Below are 26733 nucleotides of genomic sequence, written 5' to 3'. Positions count from 1 at the left end.
ATTGACAAATTATTTTTACCTTTGCCCTTTCAAAAAGAATCTGTACCGATGGAAGACAATACGCCTCAAAACACTGCTTCACAAGGAGATAGCATCATTAAAATCACGGGTATGTACCAAGATTGGTTCTTGGATTACGCTTCGTACGTAATCCTCGAACGCGCTGTACCAGCAATCGAAGATGGTTTCAAGCCCGTACAACGCCGTATTATGCACTCGCTTAAAGAATTAGACGATGGTCGCTACAACAAGGTGGCTAACGTGGTGGGGAATACAATGCAGTATCACCCTCACGGCGATGCGAGTATAGGCGATGCTATTGTGCAAATCGGTCAGAAGGACTTGCTCATCGATACGCAAGGTAACTGGGGGAATATCCTCACTGGCGACGATGCGGCAGCGCCTCGTTATATCGAGGCACGCCTTTCTAAGTTTGCCCTCGATGTGGTCTTTAGCCCTAAGGTAACCGAATGGCAATCCAGCTATGACGGTCGTAAGAAAGAGCCTATCAGCTTGCCGGTGAAGTTCCCGCTCCTCTTGGCACAAGGCACCGAGGGGATAGCCGTGGGGCTTTCCACTAAAATATTACCTCACAACTTTATTGAACTCATTGAGGCTTCCATTGCTTACCTCAAAGGCAAATCGTTTGAGTTATACCCTGATTTCCCTACTGCGGGTATTATGGACGTAAGTGGCTATAACGATGGCGCAAGAGGCGGACGTGTGCGAGTGCGTGCCAAGATTTCGCAACTCGACAAGAGTACGCTTTGCATCACCGAAATTCCGTTTACTACCAACACTACTTCACTTATAGATTCTATACTGAAAGCCAACGAAAAAGGCAAGATAAAAATCAAAAAGGTAGACGATAACACAGCTGCTAATGTAGAAATATTGGTACACTTGCCTAACGGCACATCGCCCGATAAAACTATCGATGCGCTCTACGCTTTCACTGCCTGCGAAACAGCTATTTCGCCCATTACCTGTGTGATTGAGGACAACAAACCGCATTTCCTTACAGTTTCAGAAGTGTTGCGCCGCAGTACCGACCGCACAGTCAATCTACTCAAACAAGAACTCGAAATTGAACTTTCTGAACTCGAAATGCAATGGCACAACGCCTCGCTTGAAAAGATTTTCATCAGAGAAGAGATGTATATCGACTTCAAGAACTACACCGATAGAGAGAGTTTGTACGAGTATCTATACAAGCGTTTCGAGCCTTTCAAAAAAGATTTATTGCGTGAGATTACCGATGACGATTTGGCGAAACTCACCCAAATACCAATGATTCGCATCACCCGCTTCGATTCTTATAAAGCTGATGAAAATATCCTCAAAATTGAAGCTGATATCGAGGAAGTGAAAAACCACCTCGCAAACCTCATCGACTATGCGATTGCCCATTTCGAACGCCTTAAAAAGACTTATGGTAAAGGGCGCGAACGAAAAACCGAAATTCGTGTATTCGACACCATTGAGGCGACCAAAGTAGTAGTGCGCAATACCAAACTCTATGTGAACAGAGCTGAAGGCTTTGTGGGTACAGGCTTGCGCAAAGATGAGTATGTAGGCGATTGCAGTGATATTGATGATGTGATTGTATTTACCGAAAGCGGTGCGATGTACGTTACCAAAGTAGCTGATAAACAATATATAGAGAAAAACATCATACACGTAGCGGTCTTTAAGAAAGACGATAAACGCACCGTGTATAATATGATTTATAAGGACGGACAAACGGGTTTCTCCTATATCAAACGCTTCAATGTTACGGGTATTACCCGCGATAAGAAATACGAGCTCATTCCGCAACACAAAGAGTCGCGTGTGCTCTATTTTACAGCCAACCCTAATGGTGAAGCCGAAGTGGTAACCGTGAACTTGCGTCAGTTAGGCACTTTGCGCAAACTACGATGGGATATCGATTTTGCCGATACCCTCATCAAAGGGCGTGGCGTGAAAGGAAACCTCGTGAGCAAATACGCTATCAAGCGCATCGAGCTAAAAGAAAAAGGTGTATCAACCCTCAAACCGCGCAAAATATGGTTTGACGACATTGTAAAACGCCTCAACACCGAAGAGCGCGGTACGCTACTCGGGGCTTTCAAAGGCGATGACCGTATGCTTCTCATCACCAAAGAGGGCGTCGTGAAGACCATTATCCCCGAATTGAGTCTGCATTTCGAGAACAATATTGCCGTAATGGAAAAATGGCTGCCCGAGAAACCTATTTCGGTGATTTACTACGATGGCGAGAAAGAACGCGTGTTTGTAAAACGCTTTGTGGTAGAGAACGAAAACCGTGAAGAGTTAGTCATTACCGAACACCCTAAATCGCAATTACTCTTCGTCTCTGCCGATTGGCGACCTATGGCTGAGGTGGTCTTCACCAAAGAAAAAGGCAAGGAGAAAGAGAACCTCACGGTGAATTTAGAAGAGTTCATCAGTGTAAAAGGTATCAAAGCCTTGGGCAACCAGCTCACCACCGACAAGGTGAAAACTATCAACACTCTTGAGTCTCTTCCCTACGAAGAACCTCAAGAAGAGGAACTCGTAGAAGAAGATTTAGGCGATGAAGAAATTGTCCCTACTCCTGAAAACGATAACAACGGCACCCAAACAGAATTAGAATTTTAATTAGGTAAGAGATAAGAGGTAAGAGATAAGAGGTAAGAAAATAATCAAGTCGCTTTTGCGTCGCTGCACTTTGCTAAAGTTTTTAATAGCTCGCCGTGCTACGACCTTTGGCAAAGTTGATTGAGCAAAATTTAAAAACAAACCTTATGAAAAACTATATCACACTCTTTATCATATTGTTGTTGGGAAGGAATGCAGCGGTGGCACAAGAGAACAAAGAAGCTGTACTCCACCAACTCAATCAAACTATTGAGCAGAGTGCTACTTATATACAAGCCAAAGAACAACGTATCGCTTCTTTGGAAAAGGCTCTTAAAAAAGCCTCTCAACCAGCAGAAAAATACGATTTACACAAGCAATTGTATGACGAATACCGAAAGTTTAAGGTCGATTCGGCAGTAGCCTATTTGCTGAAAAACGAACAAATAGCAATCGCTTTAAACGATACCGAAAAGCAGGACGAAACACGTATTCTGCTCTCTAAACTCTACTCAGTAAAAGGAATGTATGTAGAGTCGTTACAATTGCTTTCTTCTATTGATAAACAGCGTTTAAATAAAACGTTGTTGTGTGATTACTACGAAACATTTCACACCTATTACAGTCATTACGGGCAAAGTACCAATAACCTCCACTATTTTAGAATGTCCGATAACTACCGCGATTCATTGCTGTCGTGCTTAGCCCCTCAATCAACACTCTTTAAACTCAATGATGCTATCAAGCAATTCTATTCTGCTGATAAAAATAACGCAACCCAGCTTTTTCTCAGTTTGCTCTCTCAAACTCCAGCCGATGATCCCCAACGTGCGGTGATAGCTTATTACTTAGGACTTATTTATCAACAACAAGGCAATGACGAACTGCAAGAGTATTATTTTGCCCTCTCAGCTATTGCCGATATCAAAAATACTATCAAAGATAACGCTTCCTTGCAGAGTTTGGCGCTTACTTACTACAAACGCGGAAATATAAGTAAAGCCTATCAGTTTATCAAAATGGCAATAGACGATGCTGCCTTCTGCAATGTGCGACACCGCGCCGAAGAAGGTGCCTCTTTCTATTCTATTATTAACACCGCCTATCAAGAGAAAGAAGCTAAACAAAAGAAAGAATTACAGCTTTATTTAGTGCTCATCAGCGTATTGTCGGTAGCCCTTATTATTGCTTTGATATATGTGTACAAACAAGTAAAACGGTTGGTAAAAACGCGTAAAGAGCTCTGCCATAGCAATCAGCAACTCGAAAAACTCAATGCTGATTTGCAACAAATGAACCAAAACCTTGAGGAGGCAAATCTCAACCTTGAGGAGGCAAACCTTATCAAAGAAGAGTATATTGCACATTTCTTCAACCTCTGTTCAGCGTATATTGATAAGATTGAAAACTACCGAAAATTGCTCTACAAAAAGGCTTCTAAACATCAGTTTGACGACCTTACCAAGGTGCTAAAATCTACCACTGTGGTAGAACAAGAATTAGAGGAACTTTATAAGAATTTCGATACTATCTTCCTAAATATATACCCACATTTTGTAACTCACTTCAATGCTCTTTTAGAAGAAGGAGAGCAAATCCTACCTAAAAAAGGTGAACTACTCAATACCGAATTGCGTATCTTTGCCCTCATCCGTTTAGGTATTACCGATAGCAATAAGATAGCCGAATTCTTGCGTTATTCTCTTCGTACAGTGTATAACTATCGTACTAAAGTACGGAATAAAGCGAAAGGAGAACGTGATGCTTTTGAGGAAAAAGTTAAACGAATACGCGATTAATCAAAAAAAGTGTAAAAACTGATTTTTCCTATGTAAAATCTTGCTTTTTCAGAGGCTTCTCTTTTGCAGGTTCGGGTACTATTTTGTGATTTACAAGTGAAAATTCGGTACTTTTTTAAGGCTTCTTTAGATTTCAAATTGTTAATATTCAGTTAAATAACTTTTTCAAATAGTACTTTTATAATACCTGATGACATTTCAATGTTTTTTTGCCATAATTTTGGGGCGTTGGAAATACAAAAATAACTTTCCGAAAAGCAACAAAAAAGAAACTAACAAATGTAACGTTTTTATTTTATGAAAGTACTCAAAAAACATTTAATGCTAATGATAGTACTGTTATTAGGCTTTACTGCTTTTGCGCAAGCGCAAAACATTAGTCAGCTAACAGGTACTGTAACCGATGACAAAGGAATGCCTCTTCCTGGTGTTTCTGTAGTAATAAAAGGTACTACCAAGGGGGTAGCTACCGATTTTGATGGTAACTTTTCGCTTAACAACGTGCCCAAAGGTACTGTGTTAGAGTTTTCGTCAGTGGGGTATAAAACCCTTGATATAAAAGCGACAGGTGCCTCTCTAAAAGTAAAACTTCCCGAAGCTACTCAAGACCTCGATGAGGTAGTAGTAGTGGGCTATGGTACTCAAAAGAAAGGTGATGTAACCACAGCTATCACTTCAGTAAAAACTAAAGATTTAGACCAACGTCCTGTAACTTCAGCAGCACAAGCTATTCAAGGGCGTGCAGCAGGTATTCAAGTAGTACAACCTAGTGGTGCTCCAGGTGCTGGCTTAGCTGTGCGCATCCGTGGGAATACCTCTATCAGCGCTTCCAACGACCCTCTATATGTGGTTGATGGTATCCCAGTGCAAGACATCAGCGGGATTGCCCCTACCGATATCGAGAATATGCAAGTGCTCAAAGATGCTTCTTCAGCAGCTATCTATGGTTCACGTGCTGCCAATGGGGTAGTACTTATCACTACCAAACAAGGTAAACGCAATGAGCCTAAAATCGCTGTCAATACCTATGTAGGTATTTCTCAGGTAGCCAAACGCATTGAGTCGCTCAACACAGCTCAGTATAAGGAGCTGATGGACGAAACAGGTGCTGTTACTCTTCCTTCAGGGCTTACCGATAAAACTGATTGGTTTGATGAAACCTTCCGCAAGAGTATTATCCGCAATACACAGCTTTCTTTCTCAAATGCAACTGAAAATACTAAATATTATATTTCAGCAGGTAACTCTAAAGATGAAGGGGTTATTCGCTCTTCTTTCTTTGAACGCTATAATGTGCGTTTGAACTTAGAAACCAAAATGCGCAAATGGCTCACTTTTGAAACCAATCTATCCTATTCCGATTACTCGTCTAATGGAATTATCACTGGTACAGGCTCTAACCGCGCTGGGGTAGTGCTTTCGGTAATCAATACCCCTAAATACGCCCCTATATGGAGTGATAAACCCGGTGAAGAAGGTTGGTATTACTACAATTTCTATGGAGCAAACCTCACTCACCCTGTAGAGAATATCTCTCGTAATGCCGATAATACCTCTAAGAGCAATCGCTTGGTAGGAAGCGTATCGGCTATCGTAACTTTTTTCCCGAGCTTAAAGTTCAAATCTACAGTAGGTATCGACCGTTTAGGACGTACTCAAACCCATTGGACAGACCCTAAACTCACTTCTTACGGGCGTAGCATCTTCGGTACTGCCGACGATATTCGCACTAACAACACCGTGATGACTTACGACAACTTGCTTACTTTCGACAAGAGTTTCGGAAAGCATAACTTTTCTGCTTTGGCGGGTACTTCAGGAACGGTATCTAAATGGAATGAAAGCTATTTGTATGCCTCTCACTTCCTTACTCCCGACATCAAAACCCTCAACGCTGCTAATAAAATAGAACAAGGTAGTGGTTCGAGAGCTGCCGAATGGGCAATTATGTCGTATTTAGGTCGTATTTCGTATAACTACGATAGCAAATATCTTCTCACGGCTAACTTCCGCGCCGATGGTTCTTCCAAGTTAGCACCTGGCAAACGCTGGGGGTACTTCCCTTCAGTATCTGTAGGGTGGAGACTTTCACAAGAAAACTTCTTGAAGAACGTCGATTGGCTTAGCGAACTCAAATTGCGCGGTGGCTGGGGACAAACAGGTAACCAAGCAGGTATTTCCGATTACGGCTACTTGCAACGCTATTCTATCACCCGTCAAAATTGGTGGGAGGCAGGCAAAGGTGATGCAATGGTAACCTTGCGTCCTAATTCATTCTCTAATCCTAACCTCACTTGGGAAACTACCACTCAAAGCAATATAGGGCTCGACCTTTCATTGTTTAAAAATCGTATTTCGTTAGCAGTTGATGCTTACCTCAAAAAAACTACCGATTTGCTAATGGATGTACCTCTTCCTTCTACTTCACCCATACCTTCTATTTATCGCAACGAAGGTGAAATGACCAACAAAGGAATTGAATTTGCGCTCGATACACGCAACCTCACAGGTGATTTTACTTGGAATACCAATTTCAATATCTCGTTCAACCGCAATGAGCTAACTAAACTCACCCTTCAGAAAGTGTATTACTACGCCAACACTTCCGAAGCTACTAATGAACAAGTGGTGCGCATTACCGAAGGACAACCTTTAGGCAAGTTCTGGGGATTGATAAGTGAAGGCGTAGACCCTCAAACAGGTGATATCAAATACAAAGACCTCAATGGTGATGGTAGAATTAGTGTATCCGATAAAACTTATATAGGCGACCCTAACCCCGATTTTACTTTTGGGCTTACCAATGACTTCTCTTATAAAAACTTCACTTTAAGTGTCTTCTTCCAAGGCTCTTATGGCAATGATATCTACAACGCCTCTCGTATAGAAACTGAGGGGATGTACAAAGACCAAAACCAATCGACTGCCGTGCTAAACCGCTGGAGAAAACCAGGTGATATTACCGATATACCTCGTGCAAAACAAGGTACCGATAATATCAAAGCATCGTCTCGTTGGGTAGAAGATGGTTCGTACTTGCGCCTTAAAACACTTACTTTGGCCTACAACCTCTCCAATGAGGAATTGTTGAGATATGGTATCCGCAAGATACAACCTTATTTCACCGCTCAAAACCTTTGGACTCTTACCAACTACAAAGGCTTTGACCCCGAAGTAAACCAAGGACTTTCAGGTCCTACGATGGGTATTGATTGGGGTACTTATCCTCAAACCAAAACCTTTATCTTTGGCTTAAACATTGATTTTTAATACCTATACAAAAATGAAAAGATACATATACCTTGCATTTTCGTTAGCAACGCTAACGGCTTGCAGTTTAGATAAAGACCCTATTTCGGAGTTTAACGAAAAAAATACAACTACCGAGGGCAAAAGTTCCTCAGCTATAGAGAACAAAGCACAAATGAAAACACGCTATGAAGCTCTCTATGCCTTTGTGCGTGGATCAGCACAAGAGTTCTGGACATTGGATTTTCTACAACACGCCGAAACCCGTGCTGATAATTCCTATGCAGGCGTTAAAACTTCTGTAAATATAGCTTCTATTGAACAAAATAGCCAAGATGCTGCTAATGCCTATATCAAACGTGATTGGCAAAAATATCTTGAAGCTATCAACTTAGCCAATGTAGTAATTGCCAATGTAGACAAAGTGCCCGATGCTTCCCTTACATCTACTGAACGCAAACAGTGGAAAGCTGAGGCTAAAATATTTAAAGCGTGGATGCTTTTTGATATGACACGACTTTGGGGTGCTATACCTATTCCTGCGATGGAAATCCCTGAAATATCATCTGAAAACGTAGAACAAACCTATAAATTGCTCTTTCCTGAGCGCACATCTGTTGCCGAGGTGTACAACATCATTCGCACCAACCTTGAGGAGGCTCTCGTCGATGCTCCTGCAGTGAAGGCTAACGATAAGTTCTTCTTTAGTCGCGCAGTTGCCAATGCGCTTTTAGCTCACGTATATGCCGAAAAACCTATACGCGACTACAACAAAACCATTCAGTATTGCGCAGCCGTAGAAGCCGATGGATTTTCCCTCTTGCCTAATTACGCCGATTTATTTCAAATCAACGATGCTAAAACCGATGTAAAAGTGCGTAACTCTGCTGAGTCTATTTTTGAGATTACCTACTCTCAAGGCGGACAAACGTGGTTACCAGGGCTCTTCGGCTTAAACTACACCAACCCCAATAGCACTTACAATTGGGCGAAATGGGTAACCCCTTCACGCGACCTCATCGCTGCTTTTGATGCTGAGGGCGATACTGTGCGCAAAAACCAAGCTATCGTTTACGGGCAACCCTCTTGGAATATTTATTACCCCTCTAACCACTATCCTTTTATGTACAAAATACGTTCAGGAGGCAGTAGTATCATCAAGTTGCGTTTAGCCGATATCCTCTTGCTAAAAGCTGAAGCTTATGCCGCTTTAGGTCAAACCGCTCAGGCGGCTGCCTTAGTAAACCAAGTCCGTGCAAGGGTAGGACTCGCTGCTATTTCCTCTTCTCTTTCACAAGAACAAATGAAAGCAGCCGTACTCAAAGAACGTCGCCTTGAATTGGCTTTTGAAGGCTTCCGTTGGTTCGATTTGGTGCGTAACGATAAAGCCATTGAAACAATGAATACACTTAATGCACGTGATGAAGGTCGTTTACCACGAGTATACCCGCTAACAGAGAATAGTTCCATTTACCCTGTTCCACAAACTGAATTAGAAAACAATAAAAAACTCACTCAAAACCCTGGTTACTAATGAAATTATTCCCGTCTTTTTTACTTGTAATACTCTGGAGCATCGCTTCTTGTAGCTGCCAGAAAAAATCCAACACAGGGGAGGAACCTACTCCTCCCCCTGTTGTTGAGCCATCAGTAGGTAAAGTGAGCATATTGCTAACTACAGCCAATCGCCAAAAAGAATTCTACAAAGAGCAAACCGACCTAAAGCTCATCAAAAACCCCAAGGCATCTTATAGTATTACCTTAAAACCTACTGAAAAATTCCAAAGTGTCTACGGATTTGGCTCTGCTATTACAGGCTCTACTTGCTATAACTTAATGCAGATGTCTCCCGCCGATAGAAAGAATTTCCTCATTCAAACCTTCTCTGAAACTGAAGGGTTTGGGCAAAACTATGTGAGAGTCTCTATTGGCTGTTCCGACTTCTCTCTAAGTGAATACACGCTTTGCGATACCAAAGGAATTGATAACTTTGCCCTCACCCAAGAGGAAACAAAATACGTGATTCCTATACTTAAAGAGATTCTCGCTATCAACCCCAAAGTGCAAATCATTGGCTCTCCTTGGACTCCTCCGCGCTGGATGAAGGTCAATAACCTCACCGACCTCCAACCTTACAACCATTGGACAAGTGGTCAGCTAAACCCTGCACTCTATCAAGATTACGCGTTGTACTTCGCCAAATGGTTGCAAGCGATGAAAGACAATGGATTGAACGTCAATGCTATCACTATACAGAACGAACCTCTCAATAGAGGCAACTCGGCTTCTATGTATATGGGATGGGACGAGCAACTTGCCTTTATCAAAAATGTCTTAGGAAAAACCCTGCGCGATAAAGGCTTTGCTGAGGTTAAAATCTACCTTTTCGACCATAACTACAACTACGACAATATGCCTTCACAACAGCAGTACCCTCTGCATATCTATAAAGATACTGAAGCTTCTCAATACATTACAGGGGCTGCCTACCATAACTATGGTGGAAATCCCGATGAGTTGAACAATATTCATAATCAATACCCTAATAAAGAACTCATCTTTACAGAAAGCTCCATAGGTACTTGGAACGATGGTCGCAATCTTGAACGCCGTCTTACTGAAGATATGCAAGAGCTCGGTATCAAAACCCTAAATAATCATTGCAAGGCGGTAATGGTCTGGAATTTAATGCTCGACGAGCACGGAGCGCCCAATCGTGAAGGCGGTTGCAAGACTTGTTTTGGTGCAGTTGATATCCAAACATCCGATTATAAAACGATGCAACGCAATTCACACTATTATGTCATAAGTCACCTTTCATCTGTTATCAAGCAAGGCGCAACCCGCATAGGTGTTGAGAAAACCACTGATGACAATCTGCAATGTACCGCTTTCCAGAACCCCGACGGCTCTTTGGCTTGTGTGCTACTGAATAAAAAGAAAGAAGCCACACACCTAACCCTAAGTACCGGCAAACAGTATTTCTCTTATGAAGTACCTGCCAATAGCGTGGTATCCTTTTTGATACCCAAAATATAAGTAGAAATTACAAACTTTCTCAAAGTCAAATCAAATAGAGTAGAATAGCTCCTCTTCTACGGATTGTCCCCCTTCGGGGGGACGGGGGCTTAAAAATAATAAATTACGCAAATGAAAAGAATATTATTGTCACTATTAGCAATGGCTTCTATAGCATTCGCCAAAGCGCAAACCGCAACCCCTACTACCGTAATCAAAACGGTAATCCCCTTTGAACAAACCGATGAAACTCCTTGGATTACCCGCTATCAAGGCGATATCAACTACTACCAAAAGGAAAACAAACGCCTCAAAGACCTCTCCTGCGATGCGCTATTCCTCGGTAGTTCGTCTATCAACCTATGGGATACTATCTATGAAGATTTTGCACCGCTAAAACTCATCCGCCGTTCTTATGGAGGGGCAACCTTGCGCGATATGATTTATAACTACAACACCATCGCACAAGGATACAAACCTAAAAGCATCGTTCTTTATGTAGAAAACGACCTCGGAAGCCACAAAGAAGGCGTGAATGCCGTAAAGTGCTTCGACCTTTTCCGTATATTCATCGCTAAACTCAAAAAAGATTACCCAACAACTCCCTTGTTTGTAGTGTCGCTAAAACCCTCACAGCACAAAGCCGATCAGCTGAAAGACCAGCTATTGGTAAACGCTCTTTTAGAGGAAAATGCCACCGCACAAGGTTATACTTACATTGATATCACCAAAGTAATGTACGATGAAGCGGGCAACCTCCGCACCGATATCTTTAAAGAAGACAACCTCCATATGAATGCCGAAGGCTACAAACTATGGACAGCTATTATCAAACCCTATCTTACAGCAGTTAAGAAATAACAATTAACAATTGATAATTAATAATTAACAAGCATCTCTACACTTTGCCAAAGCTCTGCCTGTGCGGCTCGCACCTTTGTCAAAGTTGATTGCTCTGATTATCCACAAGTACCGCGTCGCTTTTGCGGCTTGTCCCCTCCTTTCGGGAGGGGAACGGATTAAACGAATACAATATGAAAAATATAAAAACTTTACTGCTTTGCTGTGCCGTAGGTACGCTTTCAGCCCAGCAAACGCCTGTTTATTTAGACGCTTCGCAACCCATTGAGAAGCGTATCGACGATGCCCTATCGCGAATGACTTTAGAGGAAAAAGTAGCTATGTGCCACGCTCAATCTAAGTTCAGTTCACCTGGTGTGCCCCGCTTGGGTATCCCCGAAAACTGGATGACCGATGGTCCTCACGGCATACGCCCCGAAGTACTTTGGGACGAGTGGAATCAAGCGGGATGGACAAACGATAAATGTACCGCTTTTCCTGCCCTCACTTGCCTTGCTGCTACGTGGAATCCCGCTCTCAGCAAAGCCTACGGAAAAGCCATAGGCGAAGAAGCCCGCTATCGCAACAAAAACGTACTCTTAGGTCCTGGGGTGAACATCTATCGTACCCCTCTCAATGGGCGCAATTTCGAGTATATGGGTGAAGACCCTTATTTGGCATCCAAAATGGTTGTGCCTTATGTGCAAGGCGTACAAGCTAATGGCGTAGCTGCTTGTGTGAAACACTATGCCCTTAACAATCAAGAAATCAACCGCCATACCGTGAATGTAAAGGTAGACGACCGCGCTTTGTATGAGATTTACCTCCCTGCCTTCAAAGCTGCTGTGCAAGAGGGAAAAGCGTGGAGCATAATGGGGGCTTATAACAAATACAAAGACCAATGGGCTTGTCAAAACCAATACCTATTGCAAGACATCTTGCGCAAAGAATGGGGCTTTGACGGTGCCGTAGTATCCGATTGGGGTGGTGTGAACAACACCGATGGTGCTGCCCTTCACGGATTGGATATGGAATTTGGTACGTGGACTGACGGAATGACCGAAAACCGCTCAAATGCTTACGACCATTATTTCCTTGCCCAACCTTTTCTCGAAAAACTGAAATCAGGAGAAATAAAAGAAGAAGTAGTAAATGAAAAGGTGCGCAATATCCTCCGACTTGTATTCCGCACCAATATGGCAGCCAATCGCCCCTTTGGGTCATTCGCCTCACCAGAACACTTTGCCGTAGCCCGCAAGATAGGGCAAGAAGGTATCGTGCTGCTCAAAAACGACAAAAATGTATTGCCTATCGACGTTAAAAAGGTAAAAACCATAGCCGTAATAGGCGAGAATGCTATCAAAATGATGACCGTAGGAGGAGGAAGTTCCTCACTGAAAGCCGTTCACGAGATACTCCCCTTAGACGGAATTAAAAACCGTGTAGGCAATACAGCTAAAGTGCTCTATGCACGTGGCTATGCCAGCGACGATTACAAAGACCAAGACGGGCTTGCTGCTAACGACATCACCGATAAACGTCCGGCGCAAGAACTCCTTGCCGAAGCTGTAAAAACTGCTCAACAAGCCGATGTAGTTATTTTTATAGGCGGACTTAACAAACACGATGGTCAGGATTGTGAGGGTAACGACCGCAAACAATACGGCTTACCTTACGGACAAGATGCCGTGATTGAGGCTTTGGCAAAAGTCAATAAAAACTTAGCAGTAGTGCTTATTTCGGGCAATGCAATGGCGATGCCTTGGGTGAAAAGTGTACCCGCTATCGTACAAGATTGGTATTTAGGCTCTGAAGCAGGTAACTCCCTCGCCGATGTACTCTTCGGTGATGTAAACCCTTCAGGGAAATTGCCTTTCACTTTCCCAGTGCGTTTGGAGGACAATGGTGCCGTAGCCTTAGGTGAATACCCAGGGGATAAAGATGTTGCCTACAATGAAGGCATTTTGGTAGGCTACCGCTACGCCGATACGAAAGGGGTAAAACCGCTATTCCCTTTCGGTCACGGACTTTCTTACACCACTTTCAAATACGGAAAACTCACTGCCGACAAGAAAACCACCAACGGCGATATCAGCTTCTCAGTAACAGTACAGAACACCGGCAAGCGCGACGGTGCTGAAGTAGTACAACTCTATTTGCACGACGAAGAAGCCTCAGTATTACGTCCGTACAAAGAGCTCAAAGGTTTTGAGAAAGTATTCTTGAAGGCAGGAGAAACCAAAACCGTAACCTTCCACATCACCAAGCAAGACCTATCCTTCTTCAACCCTGAGCAACACGCTTGGATAGCCGAAAAAGGTACATTTAAAGCCTTAGTAGGCACCTCTTCAGGCGACATTAAAAGCACAGTAGATTTCACCTTAGAGTAGATTTTTTACTTTTCATATACCTAAAAAGCTCGAAGCCGTGAGGCTTCGAGCTTTTAATACTTTCCCGTGCGGCTCGCACTTTTGCCTGTGCGGCTCGCACTGTCACTCGTCATTAGACTATAGTTCTTTTCTGAGGCGTGCTACAGGTATATCCATTTGTTCGCGGTATTTGGCGATAGTGCGGCGTGCAATGGGGTAACCTTTCTCTTTGAGGAGCTGTGCCAATTCATCATCGGGGAGGGGTTTACTCTTGTCTTCCTTAGCGATGATATGTTGTAATATCTGCTTAATTTCACGAGTAGAAACATCTTCTCCTTGGTCGTTCTTCATAGATTCCGAAAAGAAATCTTTAATGAGCTTGGTACCGTAAGGGGTAGTTACGTATTTACTGCTTGCTACCCGCGATACAGTAGAAATGTCCATACCTACCTTGTCGGCAATATCTTTGAGAATAAGCGGTTTAATTTTCAGTTCATCACCTGTAAGGAAGTATTCGCGTTGGTGTTCCATAATAGCATCCATAGTGATGAGGAGCGTTTGTTGTCGCTGACGAATAGCATCTATAAACCACTTAGCCGAATCCAACTTCTGTTTGATAAAGAATACTGCTTCTTTTTGTGAATTGCTCTTTTCCTTGCTCTTCTTATAAGTATCGAGCATAGTGCTGTATTCCTTAGAAACGTGTAGTTCGGGAGCATTGCGCCCGTTGAGGGAGAGTTCCAACTCGTTATCTACCACTTTTACGGTAAAATCGGGGATGATTTGCTCTATATGTACATTATTGCCTACATAGGAACTTCCAGGTTTAGGATTTAGGCGTTCCACCTCTTGTACCGCTTCTTTTAGCTGTTCTTCAGTTACCAAAAAGCGCTGTTGCAGTTTGGTATAATGCTTTTTAGTGAATGCCTCAAAGGCTTCGGTAAGCATTTTGATTGCCAATTCTATAGCAGGAGTTTGTTTTTTGCGGCGTAGTTGTATGAGCAAGCACTCTTGCAGGTCGGCAGCGCCTACTCCTGCAGGGTCTAATTGGAAGATAATCTGTTGGCGTATTTGCTCTACGTGCTCCTCTTCGGTATAGATATTTTGGGTGAAAGCGAGGTCGTCGGTAAGGTCTTGAATAGAGCGGCGTATATAGCCTGTATCGTCTATGCTACCCACGAGGAACTCAGCAATGAGGTAATCTTCATCCGAGAGGGTAAAGGTGTTTAATTGGTTGATAAGGGATTGGTGGAACGATACCTCTGCACTGAAAGGAATATCGCGATCCTCATCGTCGTCACTGTAGTTATTAGCGTGCAAACGATAGTCGGGAATTTCGTCATCACTGAGGTATTCATCGATGTTGATATCGTCCATATCAATTACATCGTTGTCGTTATATTCATCGGCAGAGTTGTCGAACTCATCGTGAAACTCATCGAGGGCATCTTCTTCGCGCCCCGATTCTAAGGCGGGGTTTTCTTCCAACTCTTGTTTTACGCGCTGTTCAAAGGCAAGAGTGGGGAGTTGCACGAGTTTCATCAGCTGTATTTGCTGAGGTGAAAGTTTCTGTGAGAGTTTAAGTTGTAAATTCTGTTTGAGCATTTCTTATGAGATAGGGCGCAAAGATACGAAAAAAATTATTTCTTTTTTATAATTTCATTCACAATATGTCTTATTTTTTGTTTCTTCTTACGGATGTGATAGCTTCTGTTTACATAAAAGAGAAGTCCTGCCAATCCTATAAAAATAACTCCTAAAACAATTCCTAAATAGAGAGGAGAAAGAGAGGTGTTTAGTGATAAAATAGTGATAAATACACTTAGGTTGATAGCGGCTAATAGCAAGCTTGCTTGTGAGTGCGATAGTTTCATATAGTCTATCATCACGTGGTGAATATGACTGCGGTCGGCTTTAAAAGGTTGTCCGTGGCGTAACAAGCGGGTAGTGAACACACGAGTAGTATCAAAAAATGGAATAAAGATGATAGAAAGCAATACCCATACCTTGTTAGAAGGCGTGATAACAGCGCTTTCTAATAGTTCTGTATTGAGTGAAAAGAATTTGATAGCCAACACAGCAATAAGGAAACCTACAATCATAGAGCCTGTATCGCCCATAAATACCCGCTTTTTAGCCGATAGATTATAGCGCAAAAAAGCCAATAGAAAACTGATACTCAACAATGATAGCAAGAAATAGAAGTTCATTTCGGCATCATAGAACACATAGGCAAAAGCCGAAAAAATCACAATACCTACCATTGCTGCCGAACCATTGATACCATCAATAAGATTGTAAGAATTGACAATAGCCATCACTATAGCACAGCTGATGAGTATAGAAAACCAATAAGGAATATCGGTAATACCTAAGAAATTGTTTAATGTGGTGATTTTAAGTCCTGAACCAAAGAACAGAATAAGAGTAGCAATAATTTGACCAATGATTTTAGTACTGGGGTTTACGCCTGTTAGGTCATCTTTTAAACCTACGAAAAACAATACCCCAACCCCTGATAGAATATTAATTCCTACGCTGTCACTATCAAACGGACGAAGTAAAAACAAGGTAAAAATCAAACTTACAAAAAAGGAAAGTCCTCCTAAAGTTGGAGTTTTTTCTTTGTGAGAGCTACGCGCATTAGGGTTGTCCATCAAGTTTTTTTGCTTCACGACATAAATGACACTTGGCAAAGATAAGTAGGCAGCACCTAATGAAAGGAAGCACACACAAAAAGCCGTAAACCATAGGTTTTCTGAAAAGAAAGTAACTATCATATCGTTTATTGTAAGCAGTATTTCACGGCAAAAGTATTAAATATATCACAAATAGCCAAAAATACTATGGTTATTTCTTTGGTTAGAGGTATATCATTCTAACCAAATTGTTCTGTTTTTAGGATATTTTACGGAAAATTCTACCTCTATTTCTTTCTTTTCAGAGGGTTTGAGAGCAAACTCCCATTTGAGTTCTCCTGTTTCTTTATTGTATTTGCCATCTGAGGTTTTTAGTGCATTTACTTCAATTTCTTTAAGGGTAGGAATAGGTAACTGGTCTAATACCATCAGATAGATAGATTGCTGTTTGTTGTTGCGGATAATAGTTTTGTACAAGCGAGTATCTTCTTTCTTACTACCCATAAACTGTCGAGAGGCAAATTGTTTTATTTTTTCACGGGTAACTGATACTTTCTTGTCTTGTCCTAAGGAGAGTTTAAGAGTATCGGCAGTTTGCAGGGGTTGTATATTGGTTTTACCTACAAAAGTATCTTCAAAAAAGATATTAGCTTCTCCTTCCAATAGGTTATACTGTTGCCAATTGGTTACATAACCTATCAAGTAAGCGGTTTGCTCTACTTTAGGAACGATGTAGTACTTATAGTCAGCAGCAACTTTAAAAGATTGCATATCTACTGTATATGTTTGGTTGTCAGATTTTACTGTGTAAGGAGTTGCAATCTCAAATTGTACGTTGGTTTGAATATCAGAAGAGTTTACAGGAATAAGGTCAGCCTGTGGTATTTCGTTCTTTTTTTCTTGTGCTCCAGCTAATTTGCCTTCTAATTTATCTTTTCGATTACTTCCTGTATAGGCTTTTCTGTGTCTACCATATCCTACTACAACAACCTCTTCTAATTGTTGAGTTTCTTCTTGCAGTCTTACAGTCATCACTTTTTGTGCAGGTATAGTTACAGTTTTATAGCCGATAAAAGATATTTCTAAGTTTTTACCTTGTAAATCGTTTGGGCTATTGAGGGTAAACTTACCGTCAAAATCGGTGCTGGTGCCCATAGTCGTTCCTTTTACAATCACTACAACACCTGGGATAGGCTCTCCTTTTTCATCTACTACTACGCCTTGTATCAATCCGTTGATAGCTCTCAAATTACTGCCAAATGCTTTAGGTTTTCTCACAAGGTTGGGGTCGCTACTGCCATAGCTTAAAAAATAGGTTTGCAGGGTGGGAGCTTCGCCTGAAAGGTTAGGATCGGCAGATGAAAAGGTGAGTTTTACATTGTCCCAATCCTCTTTGGTGTCTTGTTGTACATTGGCTTTGTAGATGAGATTGATAGGCTGAGTAATATCGGTTGCACGGAGGTCGTAGGAGGGAGTCCAGTGGGCATTATCTACGATGTATTGCACTTCAAAAGGGTAGTTTTTAGCGCTTTCGGCACTTACTTTCACGTAGATTTCTCCCTTTTCAGTGTTGGTTTTTCCTAATACAATTTGCTTTTGATTTTGTAGTTTTCGGAGTTGTTCAGTGAGTTGTTCTAATTTTGCTATTCGTGTGTTCTCCTCAAATTTCAATTCGGTGAGGCGCTTGTTGTAATAATCGGCTACTTGTTGTAGGTTAGTGAGTTGGATAGGAGCATTTTTACCGCTGAGTTCTTTGTTCTTTTGTAAGAGATCAAGATTGTCTTTTACAATTTCTAAATAAGTTTGTTCGGATTCAATCAGTTTTTCTATGCGTTCTATTTCCTTGGTAAGAGTTTCTACTTCTGGAGTAGGTTTTAGTTTGTCTAAAAAATTGATTTTGTGACTTACCGATAGGATAGTAACCCCTTGCACTGCTTTTACATTCACACTTTCTGGAGCAATGAAAGGAGAAAGGTCAGTGAATTTTAGTTCAGTAACTCCTTTGGGTAGCATAATTGTTTTCTTGCGGGTGATTTGTGCTCCATTAGTAAATACTGTTACAGCATCTACAGTTGTTTTAACTTCCTTAGGAGACTCTTGAGCGCTGAGTAGCGTACTCAATGCTAATCCTGTTAAAAATAGTATTTTCTTCATCTTATATAATATATTTTTCACTTTTACTTGTGTCTGTGTTTTGCTATGCTCGCTATGTTTTTCACATCCCATTGTATAGTTTGCACAAAAGGATTTTGCCTAAAAGGGCAATCAATAGCGCAAATTTCACACGAAAAAGGTTTGCAATAGTCTAAGTGAAAGTTGAATTCTATAGTTCTATTTACTTTTTTTACTAACAGATGAATCACATTTTCCATCTCTTGGTGAGCTTCTTTTAGCGAATAGTAGTAAGGCAGTGTGATATGGGCATCGATGTGCAAGTGAGCCCCAAACTGCTGAATACGCATATTGTGAATGTCTATCCACTCGTTTTTGCGATTAGCCTGCAATATATTTACAATCTCAGTAAAAAGGGCTTCATCTCGCTCGTCCATAATACCACTGAGGGCTTTGCGCACAATCTTCCAACCTATCACTATGATATAAGTACCAAAGCCAATAGCAATTAGAGGGTCGAGCCATAGCCAACCGGTAAAGTGAACCAACACCAAACTCAACACAATAGCCGAAGTAGCAAAAGTATCCGATTGCAAGTGTTTGCCTGCACTCATTAGCACTAAAGAGTTCTCTCTTTTCCCTTTTTGGTAAGAGATATACCCCATAGCGTAATTCACTATGGCGGTAGACCCAAAAAGGGCTATTCCCCAACCTAATTTATCAAGTTGTATTCCTTTTATAAGTGATGAAAAGGCTTCGATGAGGATAAGTATCCCAGCGATAGCGATGAGTATTCCCTCAATACCAGCGGTGACAAATTCTACTTTGCCGTGTCCGTAAGGGTGGTCGGTATCACGAGGTTTGTTGCAAAGGTATAGTGAATAGAGCCCCATAAAAGCGGCAATGATATTCACAATGCTCTCCATCGTATCGGAAAAGATAGCATTAGAATTGGTAATGTACCACGCTATCAACTTTACGATGAAGAGCAATATGCCTATAAAAGTAACGAGTTTCTGAAACTGAAAACTTTTCACTCTCTAATTTCTACTTACTAACTCCTAAACTCTAACCTCTGCTACATCCAATAAGAAATTGTGCATATCGGTATTGCGCATAAAAGGTTTTAGACGCTCGCTACCAGGTCCATACATTCCCAATTCAGTATAATCGGATGAGTGATCCATACTAATCCAACCTACTGAGGTATGAGCTTTTTGTATTTCAGCAAACAATCGGTAAGGGAGGTGTTTGTAGTTGTACAAACCATCTTCTTTTCTTTCGGTTTTAGCGTAATAAGCTAATAATTCTTTAGCTTGCTCTTCGTTGATGTTCATTCCACCGCAGTATTGAGCTACGTGTTCACGTACTTTAGCTATAGAGTCATTAGGATTAATTTGTTGCAATATCCAATCGTTAGAATGGGTGAAGTTTTGCAATCTGTCAAAATTGTCATTACACTCTTTGCCATAGATGAGTCCAGGGTTAGCATTACCGTGGTCGGAAGTAATTACCACAAGGGTATTGCCATCGGCTTTTGCAAAATCAAGCGCTACCCCCACAGCCTCGTCAAAAGCTACTTGGTCGTAGAGCAAAGCTCCTATATCGTTGGCGTGTGCTGCCCAGTCTACTTTACCTCCTTCCACTTGCATTACAAAGCCGTTAGGGTGATTTTTTAGCTGATCGATAGCCTTGGCGGTCATCTCGGCAAGGGTAGGCGATTTAGCTTGTTCTTCACTGTTTTGCGCGCGATCGATAGAGTAGGGGAGAGCCTCCTCAGCAAAAAGTCCATAGAGGGGTTTATTAGTAGGGGCTTTCTGCATTTCACTGCGTGTGCGAGCTACTGTATAACCTTTCTTTTTGAGAACAGCAAAGAGGTCTTTTTTGTCCTTGCGATGGGCAGGGTCGAAGTATTTACTACCGCCACCTAACATCACATCAAAACCTAATTCGGTGTAGTTGAGGGCAATCTCATCCATAGCATTACGACTTTTGCTCCACGTACAGAATCCTGCTGGAGTAGCGTGGTTTACCATTACAGTAGTAACGCAACCTACTTTCTTGCCTGCTTTTTTGAACTTTTGCAAGATAGGCATATTCTCTTTGCCATCTGGACTGATATTAAGGCTACCGTTCTTTACACGTACGCCACCGCCCCAAGATGAACTTGCTGCTGATGAATCGGTTACTACCGAACTCGCCGATGCCATATCCATTACGGCGCGTTGAGCGAGGTTCTGTTCGTATAGTCCCATCCAGTTAGAAGGGCGACCGAATTTGCGTTTGAGATAGAGATCAGCCATTACCAAAGTGCCGAAACTCATACCATCACTCACCATAAAGATGATGTTTTTAGTGCGTTTGTTTTTATGGGCTTCTCCAAGGGTTTGGGCTTGTAAATCAAAGGAAGGTAATACCAATCCTCCTAAAGCCGCTAAAGCCCCATTTTTAAAAAATGATCTTCTTTTCATATATTGTTAAATTATTAATTGTCAATTATTCATTGCTCAATGCATTCCACCCTCTCGCTATGATAGGGATGAACTGTCCTGCACGAGTAACGAGGTTTACACCCTCCTCCTTATCAGTGATGTAACCTATTACACTAAAATTAGGATTGCCTTTAATTTTGTCGTAATCGGCTTGGGCAATAGTAAAGAGCAATTCGTAGTCTTCACCGCCACTTAGGGCTATGGTGGTGCTATCCAAATTGAACTCCTCACAAGTACTAATCACTTGTGGGTCAAGAGGTATTTTGTCTTCATATAACCTACAACCTACTCCCGATTGCTTGCAAATGTGCAAGAGCTCTGACGATAAGCCATCACTCACATCCATCATCGCAGTAGGTTTTATAGCTAATTCTTTGAGCAGTGGCGGAATATCCTTGCGGGCTTCGGGTTTGAGCTGGCGTTCCAGAATGTAGGAATACATCTCTATATCGGGTTGAGAGTTTGGATTTACCTGAAAGACAGCTTTTTCGCGCTCCAATATCTGTAAGCCCATATAAGCACCTCCTATATCACCTGTGAGTACTACAAGGTCATTAGGTAGCGCCCCATTGCGGTATACCAAGTCCTCTTCATTAGCTTCACCTATAGCTGTTACCGAGATGATAAGCCCGCGTGTGGAGGAGGTCGTGTCGCCCCCTACCAAGTCTACTTTGTAACGATCACACGCTAAGCGGATACCTGCGTAGAGTTCTTCTAAGGCTTCCAACGGAAAGCGATTAGATACCGCTATTGATACCGTTATTTGGGTAGCGGTAGCATTCATTGCATAAATATCCGATACATTCACCGATACCGCTTTGTACCCCAAGTGTTTTAGTGGTACATAGCTGAGGTCAAAATGAACGCCTTCAATGAGTAGGTCGGTAGAGACAACTGTTTTTTTATCTTTAAAATCCATTACCGCCGCATCATCGCCTACGCCTTTGAGAGTAGACGGATTGTGGTTTTCAAACCCTTCTGTTAGGCGGTCGATGAGTCCAAACTCACCCAAATCGGCTAATGAGGTGCGGTGTGGCGTTTTATCTTCTATCATTTAGCAAAGTAGTTTAAAGCGATTACCACTCCAAGGTGCATACCCTCGTGAGTGTTGTTGAAGTGTATAGCGTCTTCTATACAAGTGAGTGTATAGCCATAGCTGGTAGTATAAGGGGTGAAGTTAGAGAATACCCCACACTCATAGTCAGCTTGTAGTTGTTTTTGAGTGCTGATGAGCAGGCTGCGCAATTCTTGAATTTCATCAGCGGTAGGGATATGTCCATCGGGGTGAGTACCTTTTTTGTAAGTATCTATAAAATCATCTGAAACTACAGGTTTAACCCCTGATAGTCTGTAACATAGAATTTGTTGTGTAGCTACACAATGGGCGATATTCCACCAGATGCTATTGTGAAATCCTGAGGGGATTTGTGCCAATTGTTCAGGAGTTACATTCTCCAAATAAGTTAAAAGATTGTTGCGGGTTGCCACGTGTAGGGCAAATACTTGGTCTGTCATTATAATGAAAAAGTTAAGAGTGAAAAGTGAAAGTTACTAATCACTGTATTTCAGCGCAAAAGTACAAAAAATAGACTAATATACCACTATGTTTGAAAAAGATTTGTATTTTTGCACCCTAATTTTAAAAGAAAGCTTTATGTATCAACTAATTAAACAATTACACTCATTCACTGCTTATATAGTATTAGCTGTGCTTATTGCAGCGGTGGTTAATGCACTTATCGGTTATTTTAAACATAAAAAATACTTTGAGGTAAAAGACCTCCGTTTAAGTTTGTTTGCCTTAGTATTTTCACATATACAAATGCTGTTAGGTTTGTTAGTATATGTTACAACGCCTCGTTTGCAGATGTGGGGTGAAGGGGCTAAGGTAGTAATGAAAGACTCCTTATTGCGCCTTCTGTTGTTAGAACACCCTTTGATGAATATCATTGCCATTGTGCTCATCACTGTTGGTTGGGTAAAACTCAAAAAACAGACCGAAGCTCGCCAGATGTTTGGCAAAATAGCCTTGTTCTATGGTATAGCTTTAGTGCTATTACTTTCTAGAATTCCTTGGGGATTGTGGTTAGGTTTTTCGTAATAGATTTCGTTTTTTAACGAATTATTTTCAATAAAACATAAGTCTCTCGTTGTAAAATATCACTTACAACGAGAGATTTTACATTTTACATAAATGTTAAACAATGTTAAAGTTTTAGAGAATGGTAGCGATTTTAGCTTGTTATAAAAAACATTTATAACAGTATATATATTATTTATATTATTGAAAATGAATGATTTAGCTTATCTTTATATAAATATAATGATATGGCAAATAATTAGCTAAAAAAATGAGATATTTTCAATAAAAAATCTATTTTGATGAGAATATTTCAATATTTTAGGTGAAATATTAGTTTAAATTGAAAATAAGTCAAAAAGCATCTTTTTTCTAAGATATTTTTATGTATGCAAAAAAAAATCTGTAAAAACTTGTTTTCGTGTAAAATTATTCTATAACTTTGCGGTGTTAAACTATAAAATTAATAGCGATGAAGAAAAAACTATTTTACGTGTTTTTATTCGTTCTTTTCTTTTCCGCAGTCGCTACTGCACAAGAAAGGACGATTACAGGAACGGTGCGTGATGCCAACGGCTTAGAAATGTTGGGTGTAGCCGTAGTAGTAAAAGGAGAAAACCACGGTACACAAACTGATATGGAAGGTCGTTATAGTATCAAGGCGGCACCAGGTAAGACTTTAGAGTTCTCATTTTTAGGAATGAAGACCCAAAGTCACAAAGTTGGTACTTCAAATCGTATTGATGTGGTACTACAAGAAGAAGCTGTAGTAATTGATGAAGTGGTACTCACAGGGTATATGCAAACTAAAAAGGATGCTGTATCGGCTGGTGTTACTACTATTGGTTCTGAAAATTTAAGTAAGTTAAACCCATCTACCTCTGTAGATAATATGCTACAAGGTAAGGCTGTGGGGGTAGACGTTACAGCTTTGAATGGTAAACCAGGACAAACGGCTTATATGAAAGTACGTGGTGCTGTTTCATTGAATGTGAAAGGAGGAGATAAATCACAACCATTATACGTAGTAGATGGAGTGTTTGTAGACAAAGATGATATGAATATTCTAAACCCGAATGATATAGAATCAATGTCGGTACTAAAAGATGCTTCAGCAACTGCTATTTATGGTTCACGTGGAGCTAATGGGGTAGTGGTGATTACTACCAAACAAGGTAAAAAAGGACGTACAAAGTTCACTTATACAGCTCGCACAGGTTTTGGAGACAAAGCTCCTGATCCTTTTGAAATGATGAATGCTGAAGAAAAAATACGTTATGAAGAAGCTGTAGATTCAAATACTTATAGAAGAACAGCTGGTAAGAAAGCAAAACTCATCAGTTATGATAATGATTGGAAAAAGAATGTTTTGAAAACAACCTTTATTACCTCACACATGCTTTCAGCTTCAGGAGCATCAGGAGAAACTAACTATTTTATATCAGGGGGTTGGGATAAAAATACAGGTATATTGAAATACTTAGATGGTTTTAATCGCTATACTGCTCGTTTGAATCTCAATACAAAGCTAGCAGATAAAGTGAAATTTGGTTTTACTTCAAGCTTAGCACAAACTAAAACCGATGAACCTCGTGATAGATATAACCAACAGAACCCTTTTGCAGCAATGTATTGGTATAATCCATACGAAAATGTTTACAAACGCGATGACAATGGTCATTTTGTAAAAAATCAGCAAACGGGAGAATATGAATATGAAACAGGTTCACAAGTACTTTCTATTATAGAAGCCCTCAAAACGCTACCAGAAGAAATAAGAACAACTCAGCTTTTAGCGAGTGCTTTTGCAAGTTATGAGATAACTCCTGCACTTACTTTCACTACACGTTATTCGGCTAACTATAAACGTTACAAAAAAGAATACTACGTTCAGCCAGGTTCTATATTAGACCAAATAGTAGGAAGCAAGTCAGCCCCTGGTTCTAAAGCCGATTCAGGAAGAGATACATATAATTATACTTGGCTCAACCAATTGACTTACTTAAAGTCATTTGGCAAGCACAATGTTAATGCTACCTTATTTAGTGAATATACTGATAATTACTATCACTACTATTATCTAAATAGTAAAGGATATATGTCTAAGTTCTTAACTACTCAAGATAATGGTGCTAAACCAGAAGATGTAGAAACTAAGAAATCCGAAAGTGCAATGTTCTCAGTTGCAGCTGCCCTAAACTATGATTACAATGAAAAATATAGCTTTTCAGGATCAGTGCGTAGAGATGGAGCTTCACGCTTTGGGAAAAACAATCGTTATGGAACCTTCTGGAGTGTAGGAGCTGGTTGGGATATTGCCAAAGAAGATTTTATGGAAAATGTAAAATGGCTCAATCGCGCTAAATTAACTGCTTCTTATGGTACTACAGGTAACTGGGATATTCCTAACTATGCAGCTAAAGGTTATTATAAATCAACTTCTTATGGAGATTTGCCAGCTGCTATATTGAAAAGTAGTATCGCTAACCCTAACCTTACTTGGGAAACACAAAAATCTTTCAATGTAGGAGCAGAATTGGCAGCTTTTAGCAATAGATTGACAGTAACAGGTAGTTATTTTACTAACACTCGTGAAGACTTCTTGTTTGAAATACCTCACTCTTGGGAAGGAGGAGGCTATACTCAATATGTGAATACAGGTAATATGAAAAATTCAGGTATTGAGCTTTCAGTGAGTGGAGATGTGATAAAAACTCCTAATTTTAAATGGAATTTAGGAGCTAACATTACCTTTATGAACTATAATATAGAAAGTTTAGGTGAAGGTAGAAATGACTTAACTGTGGGTAATTCAAGTATGCTAAAAGTGGGTGAACTACCTTTTGTGTATTATATGAAACGTTATGCAGGAGTAGATCCCGCAAATGGTGATGCACTTTATTACCAAAAACTATACGATAGAAATGGCAATGAAACAGGTGAACTAACAACAACTAATAAATACAAAGACGCTAGTCAGTTCATATTGTCAGGAAAAAGTCCTTTTGCAAAACAATTTGGAGGTTTTAACACTTCTTTTGTCTATAAAGGCATAGATTTAAATGCTGATTTTTCATTTAAATTAGGTAACTATATTTACAACCAAGTTGCCCAAGATTTGCTCAGTGATGGGGCTAATGTAAATATGAATCAAAGAAAAGACGCCTTGGATTATTGGAAAAATCCAGGAGATAACAAATTGCCACGCTTAGACGCAAGTTTTAATCAATCATCTGATAGATTTTTGCAAGATGGTTCATATTTGCGATTCAGAACTTTATCACTCGGTTACACTTTCCCTAAAGACGCCGTAAATGGTTTAGGATTGCGTATCTTTGTACAAGGACAAAATTTGTACACTTGGACAAAATTTGAAGGAGACCCTGAAGTATCTATAGGGGCTGCTGAATCGCAATTAAAAGAAAATCAAGAATTTATTTCAGGAGAAGTATATCTATACTCTTATCCTACCTTGCGTACTTTCTCAATGGGTGTTGACTTAACTTTCTAAAT

Annotated in this window: 16 protein-coding genes; 9 read left to right on the top strand and 7 right to left on the bottom strand. The window is 40.7% G+C overall.

Annotated elements, in window-relative coordinates; all coding sequences use genetic code 11:
* Positions 1–48: 48 nt before the first annotated feature.
* The 7 genes from Q0162_RS11330 to Q0162_RS11300 all read left to right on the top strand — a co-directional run bounded on the left by Q0162_RS11330 (position 49) and on the right by Q0162_RS11300 (position 13918).
* Positions 49–2643, top strand: coding sequence for a DNA gyrase/topoisomerase IV subunit A (locus tag Q0162_RS11330; RefSeq protein WP_297891778.1), 2595 nt, complete (start codon positions 49–51; stop codon positions 2641–2643).
* 146 nt (positions 2644–2789) lie between these two features.
* Positions 2790–4421: a DUF6377 domain-containing protein gene (locus tag Q0162_RS11325; RefSeq protein WP_297891776.1), complete on the top strand. Its 1632-nt coding sequence runs from the start codon at positions 2790–2792 to the stop codon at positions 4419–4421.
* 297 nt (positions 4422–4718) lie between these two features.
* Positions 4719–7691 carry a TonB-dependent receptor gene (locus tag Q0162_RS11320; RefSeq protein WP_297891774.1) on the top strand — a complete coding sequence of 991 codons (2973 nt, stop codon included), beginning with the start codon at positions 4719–4721 and terminating at the stop codon, positions 7689–7691.
* Positions 7692–7704: 13 nt separating this feature from the next.
* A complete protein-coding gene (locus Q0162_RS11315) occupies positions 7705–9204 on the top strand; it encodes a RagB/SusD family nutrient uptake outer membrane protein (RefSeq protein WP_297891772.1) in 1500 nt (499 codons plus the stop codon).
* Complete coding sequence (locus Q0162_RS11310; RefSeq protein ID WP_297891769.1) at positions 9204–10709, top strand: glycoside hydrolase family 30 beta sandwich domain-containing protein; 1506 nt, start codon at positions 9204–9206, stop codon at positions 10707–10709. Before Q0162_RS11315 ends, Q0162_RS11310 begins: the two co-directional genes overlap by 1 nt.
* Before the next feature lie 111 nt (positions 10710–10820).
* A complete protein-coding gene (locus tag Q0162_RS11305; RefSeq protein WP_002680602.1) occupies positions 10821–11549 on the top strand; it encodes a GDSL-type esterase/lipase family protein in 729 nt (242 codons plus the stop codon).
* A 173-nt stretch (positions 11550–11722) separates the two neighbouring features.
* The gene (locus Q0162_RS11300; protein ID WP_297891767.1) at positions 11723–13918 is read left to right on the top strand and encodes a glycoside hydrolase family 3 C-terminal domain-containing protein; all 2196 of its coding nucleotides are present in this window, start codon (positions 11723–11725) and stop codon (positions 13916–13918) included.
* A 117-nt stretch (positions 13919–14035) separates the two neighbouring features.
* On the opposite strand, the gene rpoN is transcribed toward Q0162_RS11300, so the two are convergent.
* The 7 genes from rpoN to Q0162_RS11265 form a co-directional block, all read right to left on the bottom strand.
* Complete coding sequence (gene rpoN, locus Q0162_RS11295; RefSeq protein WP_095901047.1) at positions 14036–15502, bottom strand: RNA polymerase factor sigma-54; 1467 nt, start codon at positions 15500–15502, stop codon at positions 14036–14038.
* Between the two features lie 35 nt (positions 15503–15537).
* Complete coding sequence (locus tag Q0162_RS11290) at positions 15538–16677, bottom strand: glycosyltransferase family 4 protein (RefSeq protein WP_297891765.1); 1140 nt, start codon at positions 16675–16677, stop codon at positions 15538–15540.
* Positions 16678–16770: 93 nt separating this feature from the next.
* Positions 16771–18690 (bottom strand): DUF4139 domain-containing protein, encoded by a 1920-nt coding sequence (locus tag Q0162_RS11285; RefSeq protein ID WP_297891762.1) that lies wholly within the window; start codon positions 18688–18690, stop codon positions 16771–16773.
* Between the two features lie 23 nt (positions 18691–18713).
* Entirely contained in the window at positions 18714–19685 is a 972-nt protein-coding gene (locus Q0162_RS11280; protein WP_297891760.1) for a cation diffusion facilitator family transporter, read from the bottom strand.
* A gap of 24 nt (positions 19686–19709) precedes the next feature.
* Positions 19710–21119 carry an alkaline phosphatase gene (locus Q0162_RS11275; protein ID WP_297891757.1) on the bottom strand — a complete coding sequence of 470 codons (1410 nt, stop codon included), beginning with the start codon at positions 21117–21119 and terminating at the stop codon, positions 19710–19712.
* 25 nt (positions 21120–21144) lie between these two features.
* Entirely contained in the window at positions 21145–22194 is a 1050-nt protein-coding gene (thiL, locus tag Q0162_RS11270) for a thiamine-phosphate kinase (protein ID WP_297891754.1), read from the bottom strand.
* Positions 22191–22655 (bottom strand): DinB family protein, encoded by a 465-nt coding sequence (locus tag Q0162_RS11265; protein WP_297891752.1) that lies wholly within the window; start codon positions 22653–22655, stop codon positions 22191–22193. Before Q0162_RS11265 ends, thiL begins: the two co-directional genes overlap by 4 nt.
* Positions 22656–22794: 139 nt before the next feature.
* Here Q0162_RS11265 and Q0162_RS11260 point away from each other — a divergent pair, with 139 nt between their 5' ends.
* Both Q0162_RS11260 and Q0162_RS11255 read left to right on the top strand, forming a co-directional pair.
* On the top strand, positions 22795–23241 hold the full coding sequence (locus Q0162_RS11260) for a hypothetical protein (RefSeq protein ID WP_040361469.1): 447 nt from the start codon (positions 22795–22797) through the stop codon (positions 23239–23241).
* A gap of 451 nt (positions 23242–23692) precedes the next feature.
* Positions 23693–26731, top strand: coding sequence for a TonB-dependent receptor (locus Q0162_RS11255; RefSeq protein WP_297891748.1), 3039 nt, complete (start codon positions 23693–23695; stop codon positions 26729–26731).
* The last annotated feature ends 2 nt before the right edge of the window (positions 26732–26733 follow it).

The organism is uncultured Capnocytophaga sp. (assembly GCF_937936315.1).
In the GTDB taxonomy this organism is placed as follows: domain Bacteria; phylum Bacteroidota; class Bacteroidia; order Flavobacteriales; family Flavobacteriaceae; genus Capnocytophaga.
The sequence above is the reverse complement of the archived record's forward strand: the minus strand, read 5'-3'. Positions and strand labels throughout refer to the sequence as shown.